Genomic DNA, 16,672 nt, shown 5'->3' with positions numbered 1-16,672 from the left:
GTATGATGTTTAAATCAAAAGGCTCCAAATCGATTTCCCTGTTGCCGAGTGGAAGCGTAGATTTTCTTCACCGACGGCTTATCGAGCTGGGCGGGTTTGCGCTTCTTATCCTCGCGCTGATTTGTATTTTATCGCTTGTTTCCTATTCCCCGGACGATCCGAACTTCAACCACGCGACGGCCAATCCGGCTGGTAATTTTCTGGGTCTCGGCGGTGCGCATCTTGCAGACCTGTTGTTACAAACGATCGGCTTCGGCGCGGTCGCACTCATCCTCGGGCTCATCGCCTGGGCCTGGCGCGTAATGTCCCATCGCGGCCTTCGCTGGGGATGGCTCCATCTTGCAGTGCTACCTTTCGGGGTTTCCTTTGCTGCGGCGACACTTGCCGCCTTGCCGGTTACAGATAGCTGGCCTCTTAATTCCGGTTATGGTGGTATAGTCGGAGAGGTTATCTTCAATTCCGTGATCGTGGCCGGCCAGCAGATCGGCGTGAATATTCACCCCGCGATCCTTGGCCCGATCATGCTGGTAATTGCCGCCATACTTCTCCTTATTTCGTTCGGTGTATCCGGTCAGGAATGGCGGGTTGTCGGCCTTTCTCTGAAAGCCGTTGTGCAGACATTGCTGCTGGCGCCCGGTTATCTCCGGGATTTCCGCTTTCGCGGTAGTGCCGATGACATAGACGATACAGAAGACGAAGATGCGGACGCCCCGCCCCGAAAGAAAAAAGCACAATTAACAAAGCCGAAAAAGTCGGAAGTCCGCAAGGCCATTGAACCTCAGATCGAGCAGCGTAAATCCAGCGCCGCCGTCGGCAAGCGGGTTGCTGCAGAAAAACAACCTGCACTTAAGCTTGGCCCAGCAGATGAATATCAATTGCCGCCGCTTGATCTCCTGTCGCTCCCGAGTGCGAAGCAGGCCTCCAAGCCCGTTAGTGAAGAGGCGTTATCCAAAAACGCCAGATTGCTGGAATCCGTGTTGGATGATTACGGCATCAAAGGCGATATCAGCCGTGTCCGGCCTGGACCCGTTGTCACTCTTTACGAATTGGAACCAGCCCCGGGATTGAAAAGTTCCCGCGTGATCGGACTCGCTGACGACATTGCCCGTTCGATGAGCGCCATTTCAACGCGTATTGCGGTCATTCCCGGACGCAACGCCATCGGCATCGAGCTTCCGAACCAGCGGCGGGAAACCGTCTTCCTACGGGAACTCCTCTCGGCTGCGGCTTATGAAAGCACAAATTCAAAACTAACCCTTGCACTTGGCAAGGATATTGGCGGTGATCTGGTAGTGGCGGATCTTGCCCGGATGCCGCATCTGCTGATCGCCGGTACGACAGGGTCCGGTAAATCGGTCGCTGTGAACACGATGATCCTGTCCCTGCTCTACCGGCTGTCACCGGAAGAATGCCGCTTTATCATGATTGACCCGAAAATGCTGGAACTGTCTGTTTATGACGGAATTCCGCATTTGCTGGCTCCCGTTGTCACCGAGCCGGGCAAAGCCGTCGTTGCCCTTAAATGGGCGGTCAAGGAGATGGAAAATCGCTACCGCAAGATGGCAGAGCTCGGCGTCCGAAATGTCGATGGCTATAACCAGCGTATTCGCGAAGCCCAGAAAAAGGGCGAAGTTCTCAAACGCACCGTCCAGACAGGTTTTGACGCGGCGAGCGGCGAGCCGGTTTTCGAAGAACGGGCCCTCGATACGGAGCCGTTGCCAATGATCGTAATCATTGTCGACGAAATGGCGGACTTGATGATGGTTGCTGGCAAGGATATTGAGGGAGCGGTGCAACGCCTCGCCCAGATGGCCCGTGCCGCCGGGCTGCATGTGATTATGGCCACCCAGCGCCCATCTGTTGACGTCATCACTGGCACCATCAAGGCGAACTTCCCGACCCGGATCAGCTTCCAGGTTACCTCCAAGATTGACAGCCGTACCGTGCTCGGTGAGCAAGGGGCGGAACAGCTCCTTGGTCAGGGTGATATGCTCTACATGCCCGGTGCCGGACGGGTCCAGCGTGTCCACGGACCGTTCGTTTCCGACGAGGAAGTGGAGCAGGTTGTCAGTTTCCTGAAAACGCAGGGCGAGCCCAATTACAAGGAAGAAGTCACGGAAGAGGATCAGGGCGAATTTGACGGAATGTCAGGCGGACCAGGTGGGAATTCCGGCGATGAACTTTATGACCGAGCGGTTGAGCTTGTCTGTCGGGAACGGAAAGCCTCAACTAGTTTCGTGCAGAGGCATTTGCAAATCGGCTACAACCGTGCTGCGCGGATCATCGACCAGATGGAAAAAGAAGGTGTCATCGGCGCCGCCAATCACGTGGGCAAACGAGAAGTGCTGGCCCGGGACATCAATGACCGTGAACGATAAAGGATCAGGCTTTTTTCTAGCTTTTTATCGGAGCATTCCCATATCTGAAGAATATCGGTGTAAGAACCAGCTTTGATCTTAAAGTGAGAAATAAATGCGTTACTTGTTGAAACCTGCCTATGCCCTTTATGCATTTCTGATTCTGGTGCTCGGTGCCTCCCCTGCGGTTGCCGAACTGAATGCACAGGATCAGGCCGAGGTTGATCGGGTCGAGGCCTACCTTGACACCATCAAGACTATGAAAGCAGACTTCCTGCAAATCGACTCGGCCGGTGGAATCGCCGAGGGCGAGGTCTATATGCGCAAACCCGGTCGTATGCGGTTTGAGTATAAGCCCCCCGCCCAGATCCTTGTTGTCGCGGACGGGCTCTGGCTTGTCTTCCATGACAAGGAGCTTAAGGAAACTACCCGCTTGCCGCTCTCTGCAACCCCTGTGAATGTCCTGCTTGACGAGGAGGCAAACTTAAGTGATGACGTTACCGTCACCAAGGTCGAGAATGACGCCAATACGCTCCGCCTGACCATTGTCGATACGGAAAATCCCGACGAAGGCAATATCGTGCTGATTTTTAGCGATAATCCACTTCAGCTGCGTCAGTGGCTTGTAACCGATGCACAAGGGCAGGTGACAAGCATCAGCCTCGGCAAGATGGAGAAAAATATCAAGTTGAAACCTGAACTTTTCACCTTCTTTGACAGCCAGTACGAATAAGAATGAATTTATCTGCTGTTCCATGTTAGAAAATCGTTCATGTTCAACAGCCGAGATACCGATATGGAATATGACGACGACTTCGATGAAGATCTGCCGGACATCGAAGATTATCCGACGTTAATATCCGTTGTCCGCTTCAATAAGCTGATTCCTTCAATTCCCTGGTTTAATGAAGTCGGTGAACCTCTCGATCAGGACAGCCTGATCGCGGCCCGTGATTATATGGACGGGCTGGGCTTCCCCGGTGCTTTCGTCGCAGAAGTGGAAAGCTGGGAAGATGCAGCATATGCCGCTGCCAACCCTGAGTTCAACAGTGAATGGTGGGACGCGGAAGAACAGCTCCGTATGGCGCTAACGACTTCGGCCCTTGAGCTTATGAGCGAAGAGGATCTCAATCTCGCCCTCACCCATGTCTCGGCCACGGCATCGGACATCATCAACAGTGCCGTAGAGGTTGCCACGTCCGACGCGGTCGTAGAGGATCAGGAGTTGATCCGCGCCGCCGTCGGATCAGCGCTGCAAAGCTGCCACCAGGCGGCGCTGGTCCTCGCTGCAGGAGAAGAAGACAGTCACCCCTTTGCCCTTAAATACAAGCTTTTTGAACATGGCCACTGGCCAATTGCCATTACCGGCAACAGCTTCAATATTTTCTAAGAATCGCCTAAGAAAGAGAAAAAATGAGTCAACTGCGTGTCGCCACCTGGAACGTCAATTCTGTTCGTGCCCGCATTGCCCATGTGGAAGCTTTTGTCAAACAAAGCCAGCCGGACGTCCTGTGCCTGCAGGAAACAAAAGTAACGGACAATGAATTCCCGCTTAAACACTTTGCCGGGATGGGATACGAGCATTACGCCATTGCCGGACAAAAAAGCTATAATGGCGTCGCAATTTTCTCAAAAATTCCTTTTGCCCGAACCGAGCCCATTCAGTGGTGTGGCAGGGACGACAAGCGTCACCTTGCCATAACACTCGAAAACGGCGTAGAAATTCATAATTTCTATGTTCCCGCAGGCGGTGATATCGCTGATATCACTCTGAATGACAAGTTCGCCCATAAACTTGATTTCATGACGGAAATGGCGGACTGGTTTACGGAGCGACGGGCGGACGACAATAAAATGATTCTGGTGGGCGATCTGAATGTCGCCCCTTTTGAAACCGATGTCTGGAATCACAAGCAACTGCTCAAGGTTGTCAGCCATACACCGGTCGAAGTGGAACATATGACACGGATGTATGAGTCTCACGGCTGGGTTGATGCCATGCGCCATTTTGTGCCGGAACCTGAACCCCTCTTCTCCTGGTGGAGCTATCGCGCGCGGGACTGGCGCGCGTCCAATCGTGGCCGTCGGCTTGATCATGTCTGGGTCACCCCTTCGCTCAAGCCCCACCTGAAGGCTATGGAGATAATGCTGACGCCGCGCGACTGGGAAAAACCCTCTGATCACGCGCCCGTCGTTGTCGATTTCGACTTTACCGGCATGCGGTAGAGAAATCCTCCGCTCCTAGAATTCACGGGTTTGGGCTTGCCCGATGGCAAGGCTTGCGGCAAAGTTCTTGGATAATAATAAAAAGGGGGAGGAATAATGTCAGGGAATTCAAATTCAGCAGGTCGAATAGACGGAAAAATCGCCCTCGTCACTGGCGGCGCATCAGGCATTGGCCGCGCAACCGTCGAGAGGTTCCTGCGTGAAGGAGCGAAGGTCGCCATCACCGACATTGAACAGGACAAGGGAGAGAAACTGGCAGCGGAATTGGCGAGAGAAGGCCATGAGGTGTTTTACCAATCCCTCGATGTTGTAAATCCTGAAGAGTGGCGCAAAGTTGTTGATGCCGTTGTCGCACGGTGGGGACGGCTGGACATTCTGGTCAACTCCGCCGGCATCGGCCGGGCGAAGGGCTTGCTCGATATGTCATATGATTTCTGGCGGCAAACAATTGCAATCAATCTGGACGGCACTTTTCTCGGAACGCAAGCCGCCGTAAGCAGCATGAAAGATACCGGCGGCGGCGCTATCGTCAATATTTCCTCCGTCCTCGGATTTGTCGGTTTGCCCAATATCTCGGCCTATGCGGCGAGCAAGGGCGGCGTCCGTCTCTTCACCAAAGCCGCCGCGATTGAATGCGCAGAGAAAGGCTATAACGTCCGGGTAAATTCGGTTCATCCGGGATATATCGAAACGCCTATGGTGATGCGGCGCTTCGATAAAATCATCGAAAGTGAACGCGAAGCGGAAGAAACGAGATTGAAACAATCGCACCCTCTTGGCCGTCTTGGCAAACCGGAGGAGATCGCCTCAATGATCCTCTATCTTGCCTCTGACGAGGCCGCATTTGTTACCGGAGCCGAGTTTGTGGCGGACGGTGGCTATCTTGCGCGATAGAGAACGCTATACCTGACGATATATATGGTAACGGCCTTCGGCCACACTTTCGGGCAGTGATTGGCCTTGCCAGATATCGAGGTCAAATGGCTGATCACTGACGATAACGGCACCGGTCACCAGCAAGTTTGGCAGGCTCTCTCCAAGGATCTTTGCAAGTGCGACACTCGCGGCCTTGTCGCCGGAGCCAATATCGCAATGGGCCAGAACCGCCTTCATTTTCATTCGTTCAAGAGCGATCGGCAGCGTTTCGAGAAAATCTCCGACGATCATATGGTCATCATCAGGGATGCAATCAGGATGCGCCTTCACATGACGATCGAACACATAAATATCCCTCTCCGGCATGAGGGTACGCAAATGGTCATATGTCCGGCCATTTCCAAGGCCCAGTTCCAGAACGCTGCCGGGGAAATCCTTTATCAAGTCAGCCGCATGGTTCAGGCAATCCCGTTGCGCACTCACCCGCCGTATAAAACTATCCAGCCGACTCATTAAAATCTCCCTCACTCAATTTCCATTCGGTGAGAACAGCGTCATCTGTTTCCTGTTCCGCAAATTCATCCCGCAACCGAGTATAGGATACTATGTCGGCGAGCCGGCCTACCGCCCAGACGGCGGCAACCCTGACAATCGGCGACGCGTCACTGAGAAGTGGCTTCACGATTGCAAGATATTCACTGTTACCGCCGTTGCCGATTGCAATCAATACGTTCCGGACAAGACGATTACGCCCGAGCCTTTTCACTGCCGTGCCGGCAAACAGTGCCCTAAACGCCGCATCATCCAATGTTACGAGATCTGCCAGTTTTGGCGCATTTAGTTCCGGCTTTGGCTCTAAACTCAATTCCCTGGCATGTTTTGCATATTTATTCCATGGGCAAACCGCCAGGCAATCATCACAGCCATAGATCCGGTTCCCGATCAATGGGCGCAGGTCGCGCTCGATATGTGTTCTTGTCTCAATCGTGAGATAGGAAATGCAACGTTTCGCATCCAGCTGATAGGGTGCAGGAAAGGCATTCGTCGGGCATATATCAAGGCAGGCGGTGCAGGAGCCGCAACTCCCCTCTTCTCTCGTATCCGGCGGAATATCAAGGGTCGTGAAAATACATCCGAGAAATAGCCAGGACCCATATTCCCGGCTTAAGAGATTGGTGTGCTTCCCCTGCCAGCCAAGGCCCGCCGCCGCCGCAAGCGGCTTTTCCATTACCGGTGCAGTATCAACAAATACCTTAACGTCGCCTCCATAATCCTTGAGAAGCGCGCGCGCGATGCGCTTGAGCTTTTTCTTGATGACGTCATGATAGTCACGGCCCTGCGCATAAACAGAAATAACACCACGATCAGCCTTGCCAGTATGAGCAAGTGGGTCTGTTTCCGGACCATAATTCAGAGCCAGCATAATCACTGTTCGCGCGTCGGACCAGAGCGCCTGCGGATGGCGGCGCCATGCCGCTTTCTCGACAATCCAGTCCATATCGCCATGGCGCTCCAGAGCGATGAAGTCCTGCAATCTGTTGCCCGGAATCTGACCGATATCAGCGGGCGCAAAGCCGACGGCATCAAATCCTTCAGCTTGCGCCATTTCGCGAATACGCGTCTTATCGACATGGGGGGGGTCTGATTTAGAAATCGAGGTCGGCATAATGCGGTGGTGCGGGCATGCCAGGCAAATTATCCGCCAGAATGGCCCTGAAACTCGGCCGTGACTTTGCCCGGGCATACCATATTTTCGCGGATGGATGCTGCTCCCACGGGACGTCTCCCAGATAGTCGACGCTGGAGAGTTGTGCGGCGGCGGCAATGTCAGCAAGACCGAAATCGTCACCCGCCAGCCAGGACCGGCGTTCCACAAGGTAGGTAATATATTCGAGATGATAATGAATATTATGATGACCGGCGCGGATCGCGGCCGTATTCGGTGTTCCCGATTTGGTCAGCCGCTTCATGATTTTTTCCTCAACCAGGTTATCCGTCACCTCGTTGAAGAATTTCCGGTCGAACCAGCCAATAAGGCGGCGTGCCTCAGCCCGGTCAAGACGATCCTTCGGGAACAGCGGGACATCCTCATAAGTCTCGTCAAGATACTCACAAATCGCCTGACTGTCGGACAATATGATGTCATTCTCGTCCACCAACACAGGCACCTCTCCCGCCGGATTGCGGGCCAGAAGATTGTGCCGCCGTTCCCAAGGCTTCTCAATTTTAAGATCAAATTTCAATCCTTTTTCCGCCAGTGCCAGACGGACTTTGCGGCAGGCAGGAGAAATCCAGAAATGATATAATGTTCGCATGGGGAGACATTAACCCATGAGACCGGAATGTAGAATAGGCTGTTTGCAGGTTTTATTAAAAATGTTGCGATCAGCTGACCGGTTCGTCAGTTGACAGGATATATGCGAAGATTTTCACTTCGTTGAAGTAGCCGCGCACATTCACGCCGAATTCGTTCGAACATTTCTGCAACCCGTATCTTGCCGAGCTGATCCAGCCGGTCCACCTGCCGAAGAGCCATTTCTGGAGCTTCCTCCCCATAGACGAGGATGAAGCGGCGGGCCGCCCATTTGACATCTACCATGCTGATGATCGGATCGGCATATGTGGTGGCGGACAATCCAGAATCCAGATTTTTAAAGGCCGTTGTGCTATCCATTTTGGTATCTCCTGCAACCGTATTCATGTCTTCGAGTTACCTGAATAGCAGCAAGCTCCATGCCAGTTTGAATGGGCGAATATCGCCCTGTTTGCCCTGTAGTCATGCGAAATCCGGCGCCAGAAGGGACTTTCTATCCGGTTTACGGCAAATTCTGCCGCACAAAAAAGCCGGAGCTTAATCGCTCCGGCTTCATAAATTCGGGCTTAATTATCCTCACGCTGTTCGCTGAGCAACCTCGTCCGATATCGGATGTTCCAGCTTGTTGAGCATCTCTTTCGGGCAAACCTGATAAAATCTCTCCCGTTCCCAGCCCCAGTCAGCCAAAAGAGCCTGGGCAAACTGCGAATGCGTATTTTCAGCATGATCAGAAATCATCTTTTTCAGGACGTCTTCCCAGTATGCGGATTCAAGCCGCTGATACACGACTGATTCGCCATTAATGTGAATAGGCAGGACATCATCAATGTCATATACGAAGGCCATACCGCCCGTCATTCCGGCCGCGAAGTTATCTCCAACGGTGCCCAGAATGGCAACCATGCCACCCGTCATATATTCACATCCATTTGTACCGCAACCCTCGACCACTGAGATAGCGCCCGAGTTTCTGACGGCAAACCGTTCTCCTGCCTGACCGGCTGCATAGAGCGAGCCTGAGGTCGCGCCATAGAGAACCGTGTTGCCGATGATGGCGTTTTCATTCCATTTAAGCGGGCTTGAGGTCAGGGGACGGACAACAATGCTGCCGCCCGACAGTCCCTTGCCACAGTAATCATTGGCATCACCGAGGACTTCAAGCTTCAACCCCTGAACCGCAAAAGCGCCGAGAGACTGCCCCGCCGAGCCACGAAGCCGGACGGTGATATGGCCGGGCTCCAGCCCGGTCATTCCGAATGTCCGCACGATCTGCGATGACAGCTTGGTACCGATGGCCCGATGAGTGTTACGAATACTGTAGGCAAGCTGCTTCTTCTCGCCGCCTTTTGTGAACACACTGGCCGCGTCCATGATCATCTGCGCATCCAGTGTTTCCGGCACGGGAACCGGTCCTTCATTGACACAATAGCGCGGATTGTTTCCGGCATCGGCTTCAGCCAGCAGCGGGTTCAGATCGAGATCATCAAGATGAGCCGAGCCACGGCTGACCTGCGAGAGCAGCCCGCTACGTCCGATGATTTCCTGCAAGGACCGGTATCCGAGCTGCGCCAGAATCTCGCGCACCTCCTCAGCAAGGAAACTGAACAGATTGACTACCTTGTCGGCGTTCCCTTCGAATTTCTTGATAAGGTCCTCGTCCTGCGTACAAATACCAACCGGACATGTGTTCGAATGACACTGGCGCACAAGAATACAGCCCATCGCCACCAGTGCACCGGTGCCGAGGCCATACTCCTCTCCGCCCATCATCGCGCTGATGACAATATCACGGCCGGTTTTCATACCACCATCGACCCGCAGCAAAACACCGTGGCGAAGCTTGTTCAGGGTCAACACCTGATTGACCTCCGGCAGACCCATTTCCCAGGGGACACCGGCATATTTCAACGACGTCTGCGGGCTTGCGCCGGTACCACCGGAGTTGCCGGAGATCATGATAACGTCCGCTTTTGCCTTGGCCACGCCGGCCGCGACCGTACCAATACCGGCTTCCGCGACGAGCTTGACGCAGACCCGGGCCTCTGGGTTGATCTGCTTGAGGTCATAGATGAGCTGTGCCAGATCTTCGATGGAATAGATGTCATGATGCGGCGGCGGCGAAATCAGGGTCACGCCGGGGGTCGAATTCCGGAGCTTTGCAATCATCTCCGACACCTTGAAACCCGGCAACTGGCCGCCCTCACCGGGCTTCGCGCCCTGGGCAATCTTGATTTCGATTTCTTCACAGTTGTTCAGATATTCGGCTGTAACACCAAAACGGCCCGAGGCAATCTGCTTGATGGCAGAATTCGCGTTGTCGCCATTTGCCCGCGGCTTATAACGGCTTACATCTTCACCGCCTTCTCCGCTATCCGACTTGCCGCCAATCCGGTTCATAGCAATGGCAAGTGTTTCATGCGCTTCCCGACTAAGGGCGCCAAGGCTCATCGCACCGGTTACGAACCGCTTGCGAATTTCCGTGATACTCTCCACCTCATCGATGGAGATCGGCTGACGTTGTGATTTGAAATCAAGCAGATCGCGCAAATTGACCGGCGCCATCCGGCGCATTCCATCGCTGTATTTTTTGTAGAGTGAGTAGCTGTCTTTCTCCACTGCAGTTTGCAGTAGATGAACGAGTTCACCATCAAATGAATGCACCTCGCCTGACGCGCGGTAACGATACAACCCTCCGACAGGAAGGCTGATGACATCCTCACGATAGGCTTTGGTGTGCTGCTCAATTACCTTGTGCTGAATACCCGGAAGACCAATTCCGGATACACGGGACGGCATGCCAGGGAAGAATTCCGCCACCAGCGCCCGAGATAACCCCACCGCTTCGAAGTTATAGCCACCGCGATAGGAACTAATGACGGAAATGCCCATCTTTGACATAACCTTCAACAGGCCCTGATCGATTGCATCTTTGGCACGGGCCAGACAGCTCTGAACGTCCAGACCGGGGAACAAGCCCCGTTCATGACGATCCATAATAGCTTCCTGCAGCAGGTAGGCGTTGACCGTCGTCGCGCCCACGCCAATCAGGACAGCGAAATATTGCACATCCAGACATTCACCCGAGCGGATGTTAATGGACGTGAAGGTCCGCAACCCCTCGTTTACGAGATGCGTATGAACACCGGCGGCGGCCAGAATAGAAGGAATAGGTGCCCGTGATTCATCGCAAGTGATATCACTCAGGATCAGATGGGCACAACCGCCCCTGACAGCATTTTCCGCCTCTGTCCGGATATACCGGAGCGCGTTGGTCAGCGCATCCGGACCATCATCAACATTGAAGGTGCAATCGATGACCTGAGCACCGTCGCCCATATATTCCTGCATGGCATGAAACTCGCCATTGGTCAGCACCGGCGATTCAAGTGACAGGATTTCAGCCTGGCTCTTATCCTCATCCAGAATGTTGTTCAGATTGCCAAGACGAGTCTTGAGCGTCATGACGCTGCGCTCCCGCAGGCTGTCAATTGGCGGGTTTGTCACCTGGCTGAACCTCTGCCGGAAATAATGGTGAAGGCCGCGATATTGATTGGACAGCACAGCAAGCGGTGTATCATCGCCCATCGAACCGACAGCCTCTTTGCCATCTTCGACCAGAGGCTGGACAATCAGTTCCAGATCCTCAAGTGACCAGCCGGCGCAAAGCTGACGTTTCCGAAGGTTTGTCCGGTCAAACTTCCGCACTTCCGGTGATCCCGCAATTTTTCTGCCAAGATCGACAGTATTTTCGATCCATTTGTCAAACGGCTGTGCATTCGCCATCTTGTCTTTCAATTCACGGTCAAAATAGAAACGGCCCTTCTGAAGGTCGACGCCGATCATCTGCCCCGGGCCAACCCGGCCTTTGCGGGTAATCTTTGACTCATTGACCGGGACCATACCCGTCTCAGAACCGACAAGCAGCAGGTTGTCCCCGGTGATTGTATAGCGCAGAGGACGAAGACCGTTGCGGTCCATCCCGGCAACAACCCAGCGCCCGTCCGTCGCGCAGATCGCCGCCGGACCATCCCATGGCTCCATCACCGAGTTGCAATAGGCGTAAAGCGCCTTGTGCTTCGCTGGCATATTCTCCTTGTTTCCCCAACTTTCGGGAATCAGCAGAGTTTTCGCCATTGGCGCACTACGGCCCGCGCGAACCAGAACTTCGAATACCGCATCCAACGCCGCACTGTCGGAACTTCCGGCCTGAATGATCGGCTTCACATCATCCGACTTGTCTCCGAACGTATCGGAAACCATGCGGATTTCATGACTTTTCATCCAGTTTATATTGCCGCGAATCGTGTTGATTTCACCATTATGGGCGAGCATGCGGAATGGCTGTGCCAGATTCCAAGTCGGGAAAGTGTTCGTGGAATAACGCTGATGATAAATCGCAAAGGTCGACACGAAACGCTCGTCCAACAAATCGGGATAAAAACTGGAAAGCTGCTCCGCCAGGAACATTCCCTTATAGATGATGGAGCGGCAGGAAAGCGTGCAGATATAAAAGCCGCTAATGTGAGCCGCCAAGACCTTCTTCTCAATCCGACGCCGAATGATATAGAGGTCGCGTTCAAATTCATTGTCGTCCACACCGCGTGAGTTGGCGATCATGATCTGTTCGATTTCGGGACGGGTGGCGTTGGCTTTTTCACCAATGATGCTTGCATCGACCGGCACCTGTCGCCAACCATAGATATAGTAGCCGAAAGCGAGGATCTCGCTCTCGACGATTGTCCGGCAGGTTTCCTGAGCTTCAAAATTTGTCTTCGGCAGAAAAACCATGCCAACCGCCAGTTTGCCGTCAATGGGTTCATGGCCGGTGCGCGCAATATGCTCTTTAAAAAAGTCCTGCGGAATTTGCACATGAATGCCGCAGCCATCGCCGGTCTTGCCGTCCGCATCAACAGCGCCGCGATGCCAGACAGCCTTCAACGCATCAATCCCCGCCACAACAACGGAACGCGATGGTTTACCATCAATAGCGGCCACGAGACCAACGCCGCAGTTATCCTTTTCCTCAGCCGGGTCATAAAGGCCGTTCGCCTGCAAATGCGCGGCATTCTCCGCCCAGGATTTGACGAACTCTTCACCGGCGGTGAGACGGGCGGACCGATTATCAAATTGCTTTTTCATTTTCATCTCACTCCGTTAAGAGGCCAGCGCCGATTGTTCGTTTCTCTGTTTTTCCATAAGGAACTGATGCACGGATTGCGCCGCATCCCGTCCGTCTCGAATGGCCCAGACAACAAGAGACGCCCCGCGCACGATGTCACCAATGGCAAAGACACCCTCAAGATTGGTCATCGCCGTCTTGAAATTGACGGAAATCGTGCCCCAACGCGACACCTCAAGACCCGGTTCATCGAACAGTTGTGGAATATCCTCGGCATCGAAGCCGAGCGCCTTGATGGCAAGGTCGCATGGGATGTCATGCTCCGATCCGTCAATCTCCACCGGCACCTGACGTCCTGTTGAATCCGCTATCCCCAAATGCATATTGATCGCCTTGACGCCGCGGACGGTGTCGTCCCCGAGAAAGGCCTTGGGCGCCGACAGCCAGACAAACTCAACGCCCTCTTCTTCAGCATTTTCAACTTCGCGCAGGGATCCCGGCATATTCTTCCGGTCCCGCCGATAGAGGCACTTGACGGACTTCGCACCCTGGCGCACGGCCGTGCGAACGCAGTCCATCGCCGTATCACCACCACCAATGACAACGACATTCTTGCCGTCGGCATTGAGCGTTCCATCCTCAAATTCCGGGACAGAATCGCCCAGTCCTTTGCGGTTTGAGGCCGTCAGATACTCCAGCGCCGGAACAATGCCGGCAACCCCGCTGCCAGGCACGGAAATGTCCCGCGATTTATAAACGCCTGTCGCAATTATAACGGCGTCATGTTTTGCACGAAGTTCGGCAAGAGTCGCATCGCGACCGATATCGAAATTCAGATGAAAGGTAACGCCGCTGTCATTCAACAATTTGGCCCGCCGCTCAACCACTTCCTTTTCGAGCTTGAAATTGGGAATACCATAAATCAGCAATCCGCCAACCCGATCATAGCGATCATAAACATGTACCTGATATCCTTTTTTACGGAGTTGATCCGCCGCCGCAAGACCGCCGGGCCCGGCGCCGATCACACCAATGGATTGGTCCCGCTCCTGATGCGGGACGGTTGGTTTGACCCAGCCCTTCTCCCATGCCGTATCGGTGATGTATTTTTCCACGGCGCCAATTGTGACGGACTCAAAGCCTTTCTCAATCACGCAGGATCCTTCACAAAGGCGGTCCTGAGGGCAGATACGTCCGCAAATTTCCGGAAAGTTATTCGTTGCCTGACTGACTTCATAAGCCTCTTCCAGACGGCCGGCAGCCGTCATCATCAACCAATCCGGGATGTTGTTCTGAACCGGACAATGAACCTGACAATAGGGAATTCCGCATTGTGAGCAGCGGCTTGCCTGCTCCGTTGCGCGGTCGCTGTTGAATTCGTCATAAATCTCGCTGAAATCCTGGCGCCGTGTATCCGCAGCGCGCTTCGTTGGCATTTTCTTTTCCAGCGAGACAAATTTCAGCATTTTTCCAGTCATCAGCTATTCCCGTTCCGAGCCCGGCGTGCCGGGCTCAGCCATTCAAATTTAAGATCAATACTTATTACAAAGTCAGATTCGGCATACAGCGCCCGGCATTCCCAGGCCCTCTCAGACAGGGCAGGACAGCCGGAAATTGCGAACCAACGACCCTGAATACCTTAATTATATCAGGAATACCAGCGAAAATGTAATTTTATGTCAGCAAGAATGACCTAAAATTACAAAACCATCGTTGGGTCTAAGTAAAACTGGTCAGATATTTTTTAACACTAGGATATTTTAGTTCCGATTCGGACCTATTCGGCGATGTCTGACTTCATGCCGCCGCCACGACGATACCGTTTCAGATACTCCGGTACGATAACGTCAATAGTTGCGGGTTTTATGCCGAGATCCCCCAAATTCGGAAAGTCGCCGCTCGGAACATTATCATATTGCAGGAGTTTGACCTGATCCGGGGTCAACTGCGGTCGTCCGGGCGCCAACGCCAAAAACGTTGCCATCAGCGACATCATGCCCGAGGGAACGGGCAACAGCAGGCATTTACGATTGGTAAACTCCAGCACCTTCTCCATCAGTTCGCAGAAGCTGTATGCATCGGGTCCCGACAACTCCCAGATTTTACCTTGCTGTTCCGGGGTCTCCAGTATCAGATCAATTGCATCCACGAGATCTTCCACCCATATTGGCTGCATTTTCTTGTCTCCGCCATCCGCCAGGGGAAATACCGGAGCCAGCGACAAGATACTTGCAAACCGATTGAAAAAATCATCATCCCGTCCAAAAACAACAGAGGGACGGAGAATTGTAGCACCGGGATATTCTTTCGCCGCCAGTTCCTCGCCAACCGCCTTGCTGCGGGCGTAGGCGGAGTCGTGATCTTTACTCGCGCCGAGTGCAGACATATGGACAAGCTGTTTTGCACCTGCTGCCTTCGCGGCAGCTGCAATCCTCTCAGCCGCATCCACATGCAAACGCCCGAAGTTCTGCGCCCCTTTCTCATAGAGAATGCCAACCAGGTTAATCACAACATCGGCGCCAGCAACGGCTTTCTCGACAGAGAGCTGGTTTCGGACGTTGGTTTTAAAGCCGACTATCTGTCCCACGGTGCCCTGGGTCATCAGCTGTGCCGCACTCTCTGGATCACGTGTCGCGATGCGAATTTGATGTCCTTTCGCTGCAAGCCGCCCCACCAGATGGCGTCCGATGAAACCGGAACCGCCGAAAATGGTAATCAATTTAGCCGACATACCTTATATTCCTCTGTCCTAAAGCAGCACCAAAACAATGCCCGCTTACCCCTGAACTGGGCCAATATTTACCTGCTTAAACCACTTGCGCCAAGTGCAAACCGAAAAATACTTTAAAAGAATTGACGAAGTTAGTTGACATCCGATCACGCGCTTTATATCAGAGGCGACAATAAGTTGCCCAGGTGGCGGAATTGGTAGACGCGCTAGCTTCAGGTGCTAGTTTCTGTATGGAAGTGGAAGTTCGAGTCTTCTCCTGGGCACCAATACTTCAGCATATTTTTACGGTTATGCCTCTATCCTTCATATCGCGCTAGCCGTTATCGGAGGATGGAATGGCAATTTTTCAACATCAAGGTGATCTGCCGGACGACGTGGACCTTGGCTCCATCATCGCCGTGGACAGTGAAACCATGGGTTTGCTGCCGCATCGGGATCGCCTTTGTCTCATCCAGCTTTCTTCCGGCGACGGCAACGCCCATCTGGTGAAATTCGACGGCAAAAAGTACGAAGCTCCCAACCTTGTCCGTCAACTCGGCGACCCCGACAGGCTCAAGCTGTTTCACTTTGGCCGCTTCGATATTGCGGTCATTGAGCATTATCTCGGTGTGACCTGCGCACCGGTATATTGCACGAAAATTGCCTCCCGCCTTGTGCGAACCTATACTGACCGGCATGGCCTCAAGAATCTTTGCCAGGAATTGCTTGGCATCGACATTTCCAAACAGCAGCAATCCTCCGACTGGGGCGCTGAGGAACTTTCGGACGCACAGATGGAATACGCCGCGTCGGATGTTCTTTATCTGCATGATTTGAAAAATTGCCTGGATGAAATGTTGGAACGGGAAGATCGACAGGAGCTCGCGCATCGCTGTTTCGAATTTTTGCCGGTCCGGGCGAAACTGGATCTGTCGGGATGGATGGACACGGACATATTCGCGCATAGCTGATACAAAGCAGCCAGCGGCCATTTGCCTTGTTAAAAACACATAATTTTCTTATATATTGAGTGAGTTTAACAGCAGTATGCAGGCCAAGCATAGAGCGAA

General features: G+C 53.4%; 13 protein-coding genes and 1 tRNA gene. 7 read left to right on the top strand and 7 right to left on the bottom strand.

Annotated elements, in window-relative coordinates:
* The first annotated feature begins 2 nt into the window (after positions 1-2).
* From AAC599_RS02460 to AAC599_RS02440, 5 genes are all read left to right on the top strand, one after another.
* The gene (locus tag AAC599_RS02460; protein ID WP_340148816.1) at positions 3-2,378 is read left to right on the top strand and encodes a DNA translocase FtsK 4TM domain-containing protein; all 2,376 of its coding nucleotides are present in this window, start codon (positions 3-5) and stop codon (positions 2,376-2,378) included.
* A gap of 94 nt (positions 2,379-2,472) precedes the next feature.
* Positions 2,473-3,090 (top strand): outer membrane lipoprotein carrier protein LolA, encoded by a 618-nt coding sequence (locus tag AAC599_RS02455; protein WP_340148815.1) that lies wholly within the window; start codon positions 2,473-2,475, stop codon positions 3,088-3,090.
* A gap of 39 nt (positions 3,091-3,129) precedes the next feature.
* Entirely contained in the window at positions 3,130-3,747 is a 618-nt protein-coding gene (locus AAC599_RS02450; protein ID WP_340148814.1) for a hypothetical protein, read from the top strand.
* A 23-nt stretch (positions 3,748-3,770) separates the two neighbouring features.
* On the top strand, positions 3,771-4,583 hold the full coding sequence (gene xth, locus AAC599_RS02445) for an exodeoxyribonuclease III (RefSeq protein ID WP_340148813.1): 813 nt from the start codon (positions 3,771-3,773) through the stop codon (positions 4,581-4,583).
* Between the two features lie 96 nt (positions 4,584-4,679).
* Positions 4,680-5,477 carry a glucose 1-dehydrogenase gene (locus tag AAC599_RS02440; protein WP_340148812.1) on the top strand — a complete coding sequence of 266 codons (798 nt, stop codon included), beginning with the start codon at positions 4,680-4,682 and terminating at the stop codon, positions 5,475-5,477.
* 6 nt (positions 5,478-5,483) lie between these two features.
* On the opposite strand, the gene AAC599_RS02435 is transcribed toward AAC599_RS02440, so the two are convergent.
* The 7 genes from AAC599_RS02435 to AAC599_RS02405 form a co-directional block, all read right to left on the bottom strand.
* Complete coding sequence (locus AAC599_RS02435; RefSeq protein WP_340148811.1) at positions 5,484-5,972, bottom strand: class I SAM-dependent methyltransferase; 489 nt, start codon at positions 5,970-5,972, stop codon at positions 5,484-5,486.
* Complete coding sequence (gene queG / locus AAC599_RS02430; protein ID WP_340148810.1) at positions 5,956-7,065, bottom strand: tRNA epoxyqueuosine(34) reductase QueG; 1,110 nt, start codon at positions 7,063-7,065, stop codon at positions 5,956-5,958. The genes AAC599_RS02435 and queG overlap by 17 nt, the downstream gene beginning before the upstream one ends.
* Before the next feature lie 40 nt (positions 7,066-7,105).
* The gene (locus AAC599_RS02425; protein ID WP_340148809.1) at positions 7,106-7,774 is read right to left on the bottom strand and encodes a glutathione S-transferase family protein; all 669 of its coding nucleotides are present in this window, start codon (positions 7,772-7,774) and stop codon (positions 7,106-7,108) included.
* An 86-nt stretch (positions 7,775-7,860) separates the two neighbouring features.
* Complete coding sequence (locus tag AAC599_RS02420) at positions 7,861-8,133, bottom strand: hypothetical protein (protein WP_340148808.1); 273 nt, start codon at positions 8,131-8,133, stop codon at positions 7,861-7,863.
* Positions 8,134-8,349: 216 nt separating this feature from the next.
* Complete coding sequence (gltB, locus tag AAC599_RS02415; protein WP_340148807.1) at positions 8,350-12,912, bottom strand: glutamate synthase large subunit; 4,563 nt, start codon at positions 12,910-12,912, stop codon at positions 8,350-8,352.
* 15 nt (positions 12,913-12,927) lie between these two features.
* Positions 12,928-14,370: an NAD(P)-dependent oxidoreductase gene (locus AAC599_RS02410; RefSeq protein ID WP_340148806.1), complete on the bottom strand. Its 1,443-nt coding sequence runs from the start codon at positions 14,368-14,370 to the stop codon at positions 12,928-12,930.
* Between the two features lie 299 nt (positions 14,371-14,669).
* Positions 14,670-15,623, bottom strand: a complete 954-nt coding sequence (locus AAC599_RS02405) for a complex I NDUFA9 subunit family protein (RefSeq protein ID WP_340148805.1) — start codon at positions 15,621-15,623, stop codon at positions 14,670-14,672.
* Positions 15,624-15,802: 179 nt separating this feature from the next.
* Here AAC599_RS02405 and AAC599_RS02400 point away from each other — a divergent pair.
* Both AAC599_RS02400 and AAC599_RS02395 read left to right on the top strand, forming a co-directional pair.
* Positions 15,803-15,889, top strand: a tRNA-Leu gene (locus tag AAC599_RS02400).
* 69 nt (positions 15,890-15,958) lie between these two features.
* Positions 15,959-16,573: a ribonuclease H-like domain-containing protein gene (locus AAC599_RS02395; RefSeq protein WP_340148804.1), complete on the top strand. Its 615-nt coding sequence runs from the start codon at positions 15,959-15,961 to the stop codon at positions 16,571-16,573.
* Positions 16,574-16,672: the final 99 nt, after the last annotated feature.

The organism is uncultured Sneathiella sp. (assembly GCF_963976355.1).
GTDB lineage: Bacteria > Pseudomonadota > Alphaproteobacteria > Sneathiellales > Sneathiellaceae > Sneathiella.
This window is presented reverse-complemented; position numbering and strand designations above follow the sequence as displayed.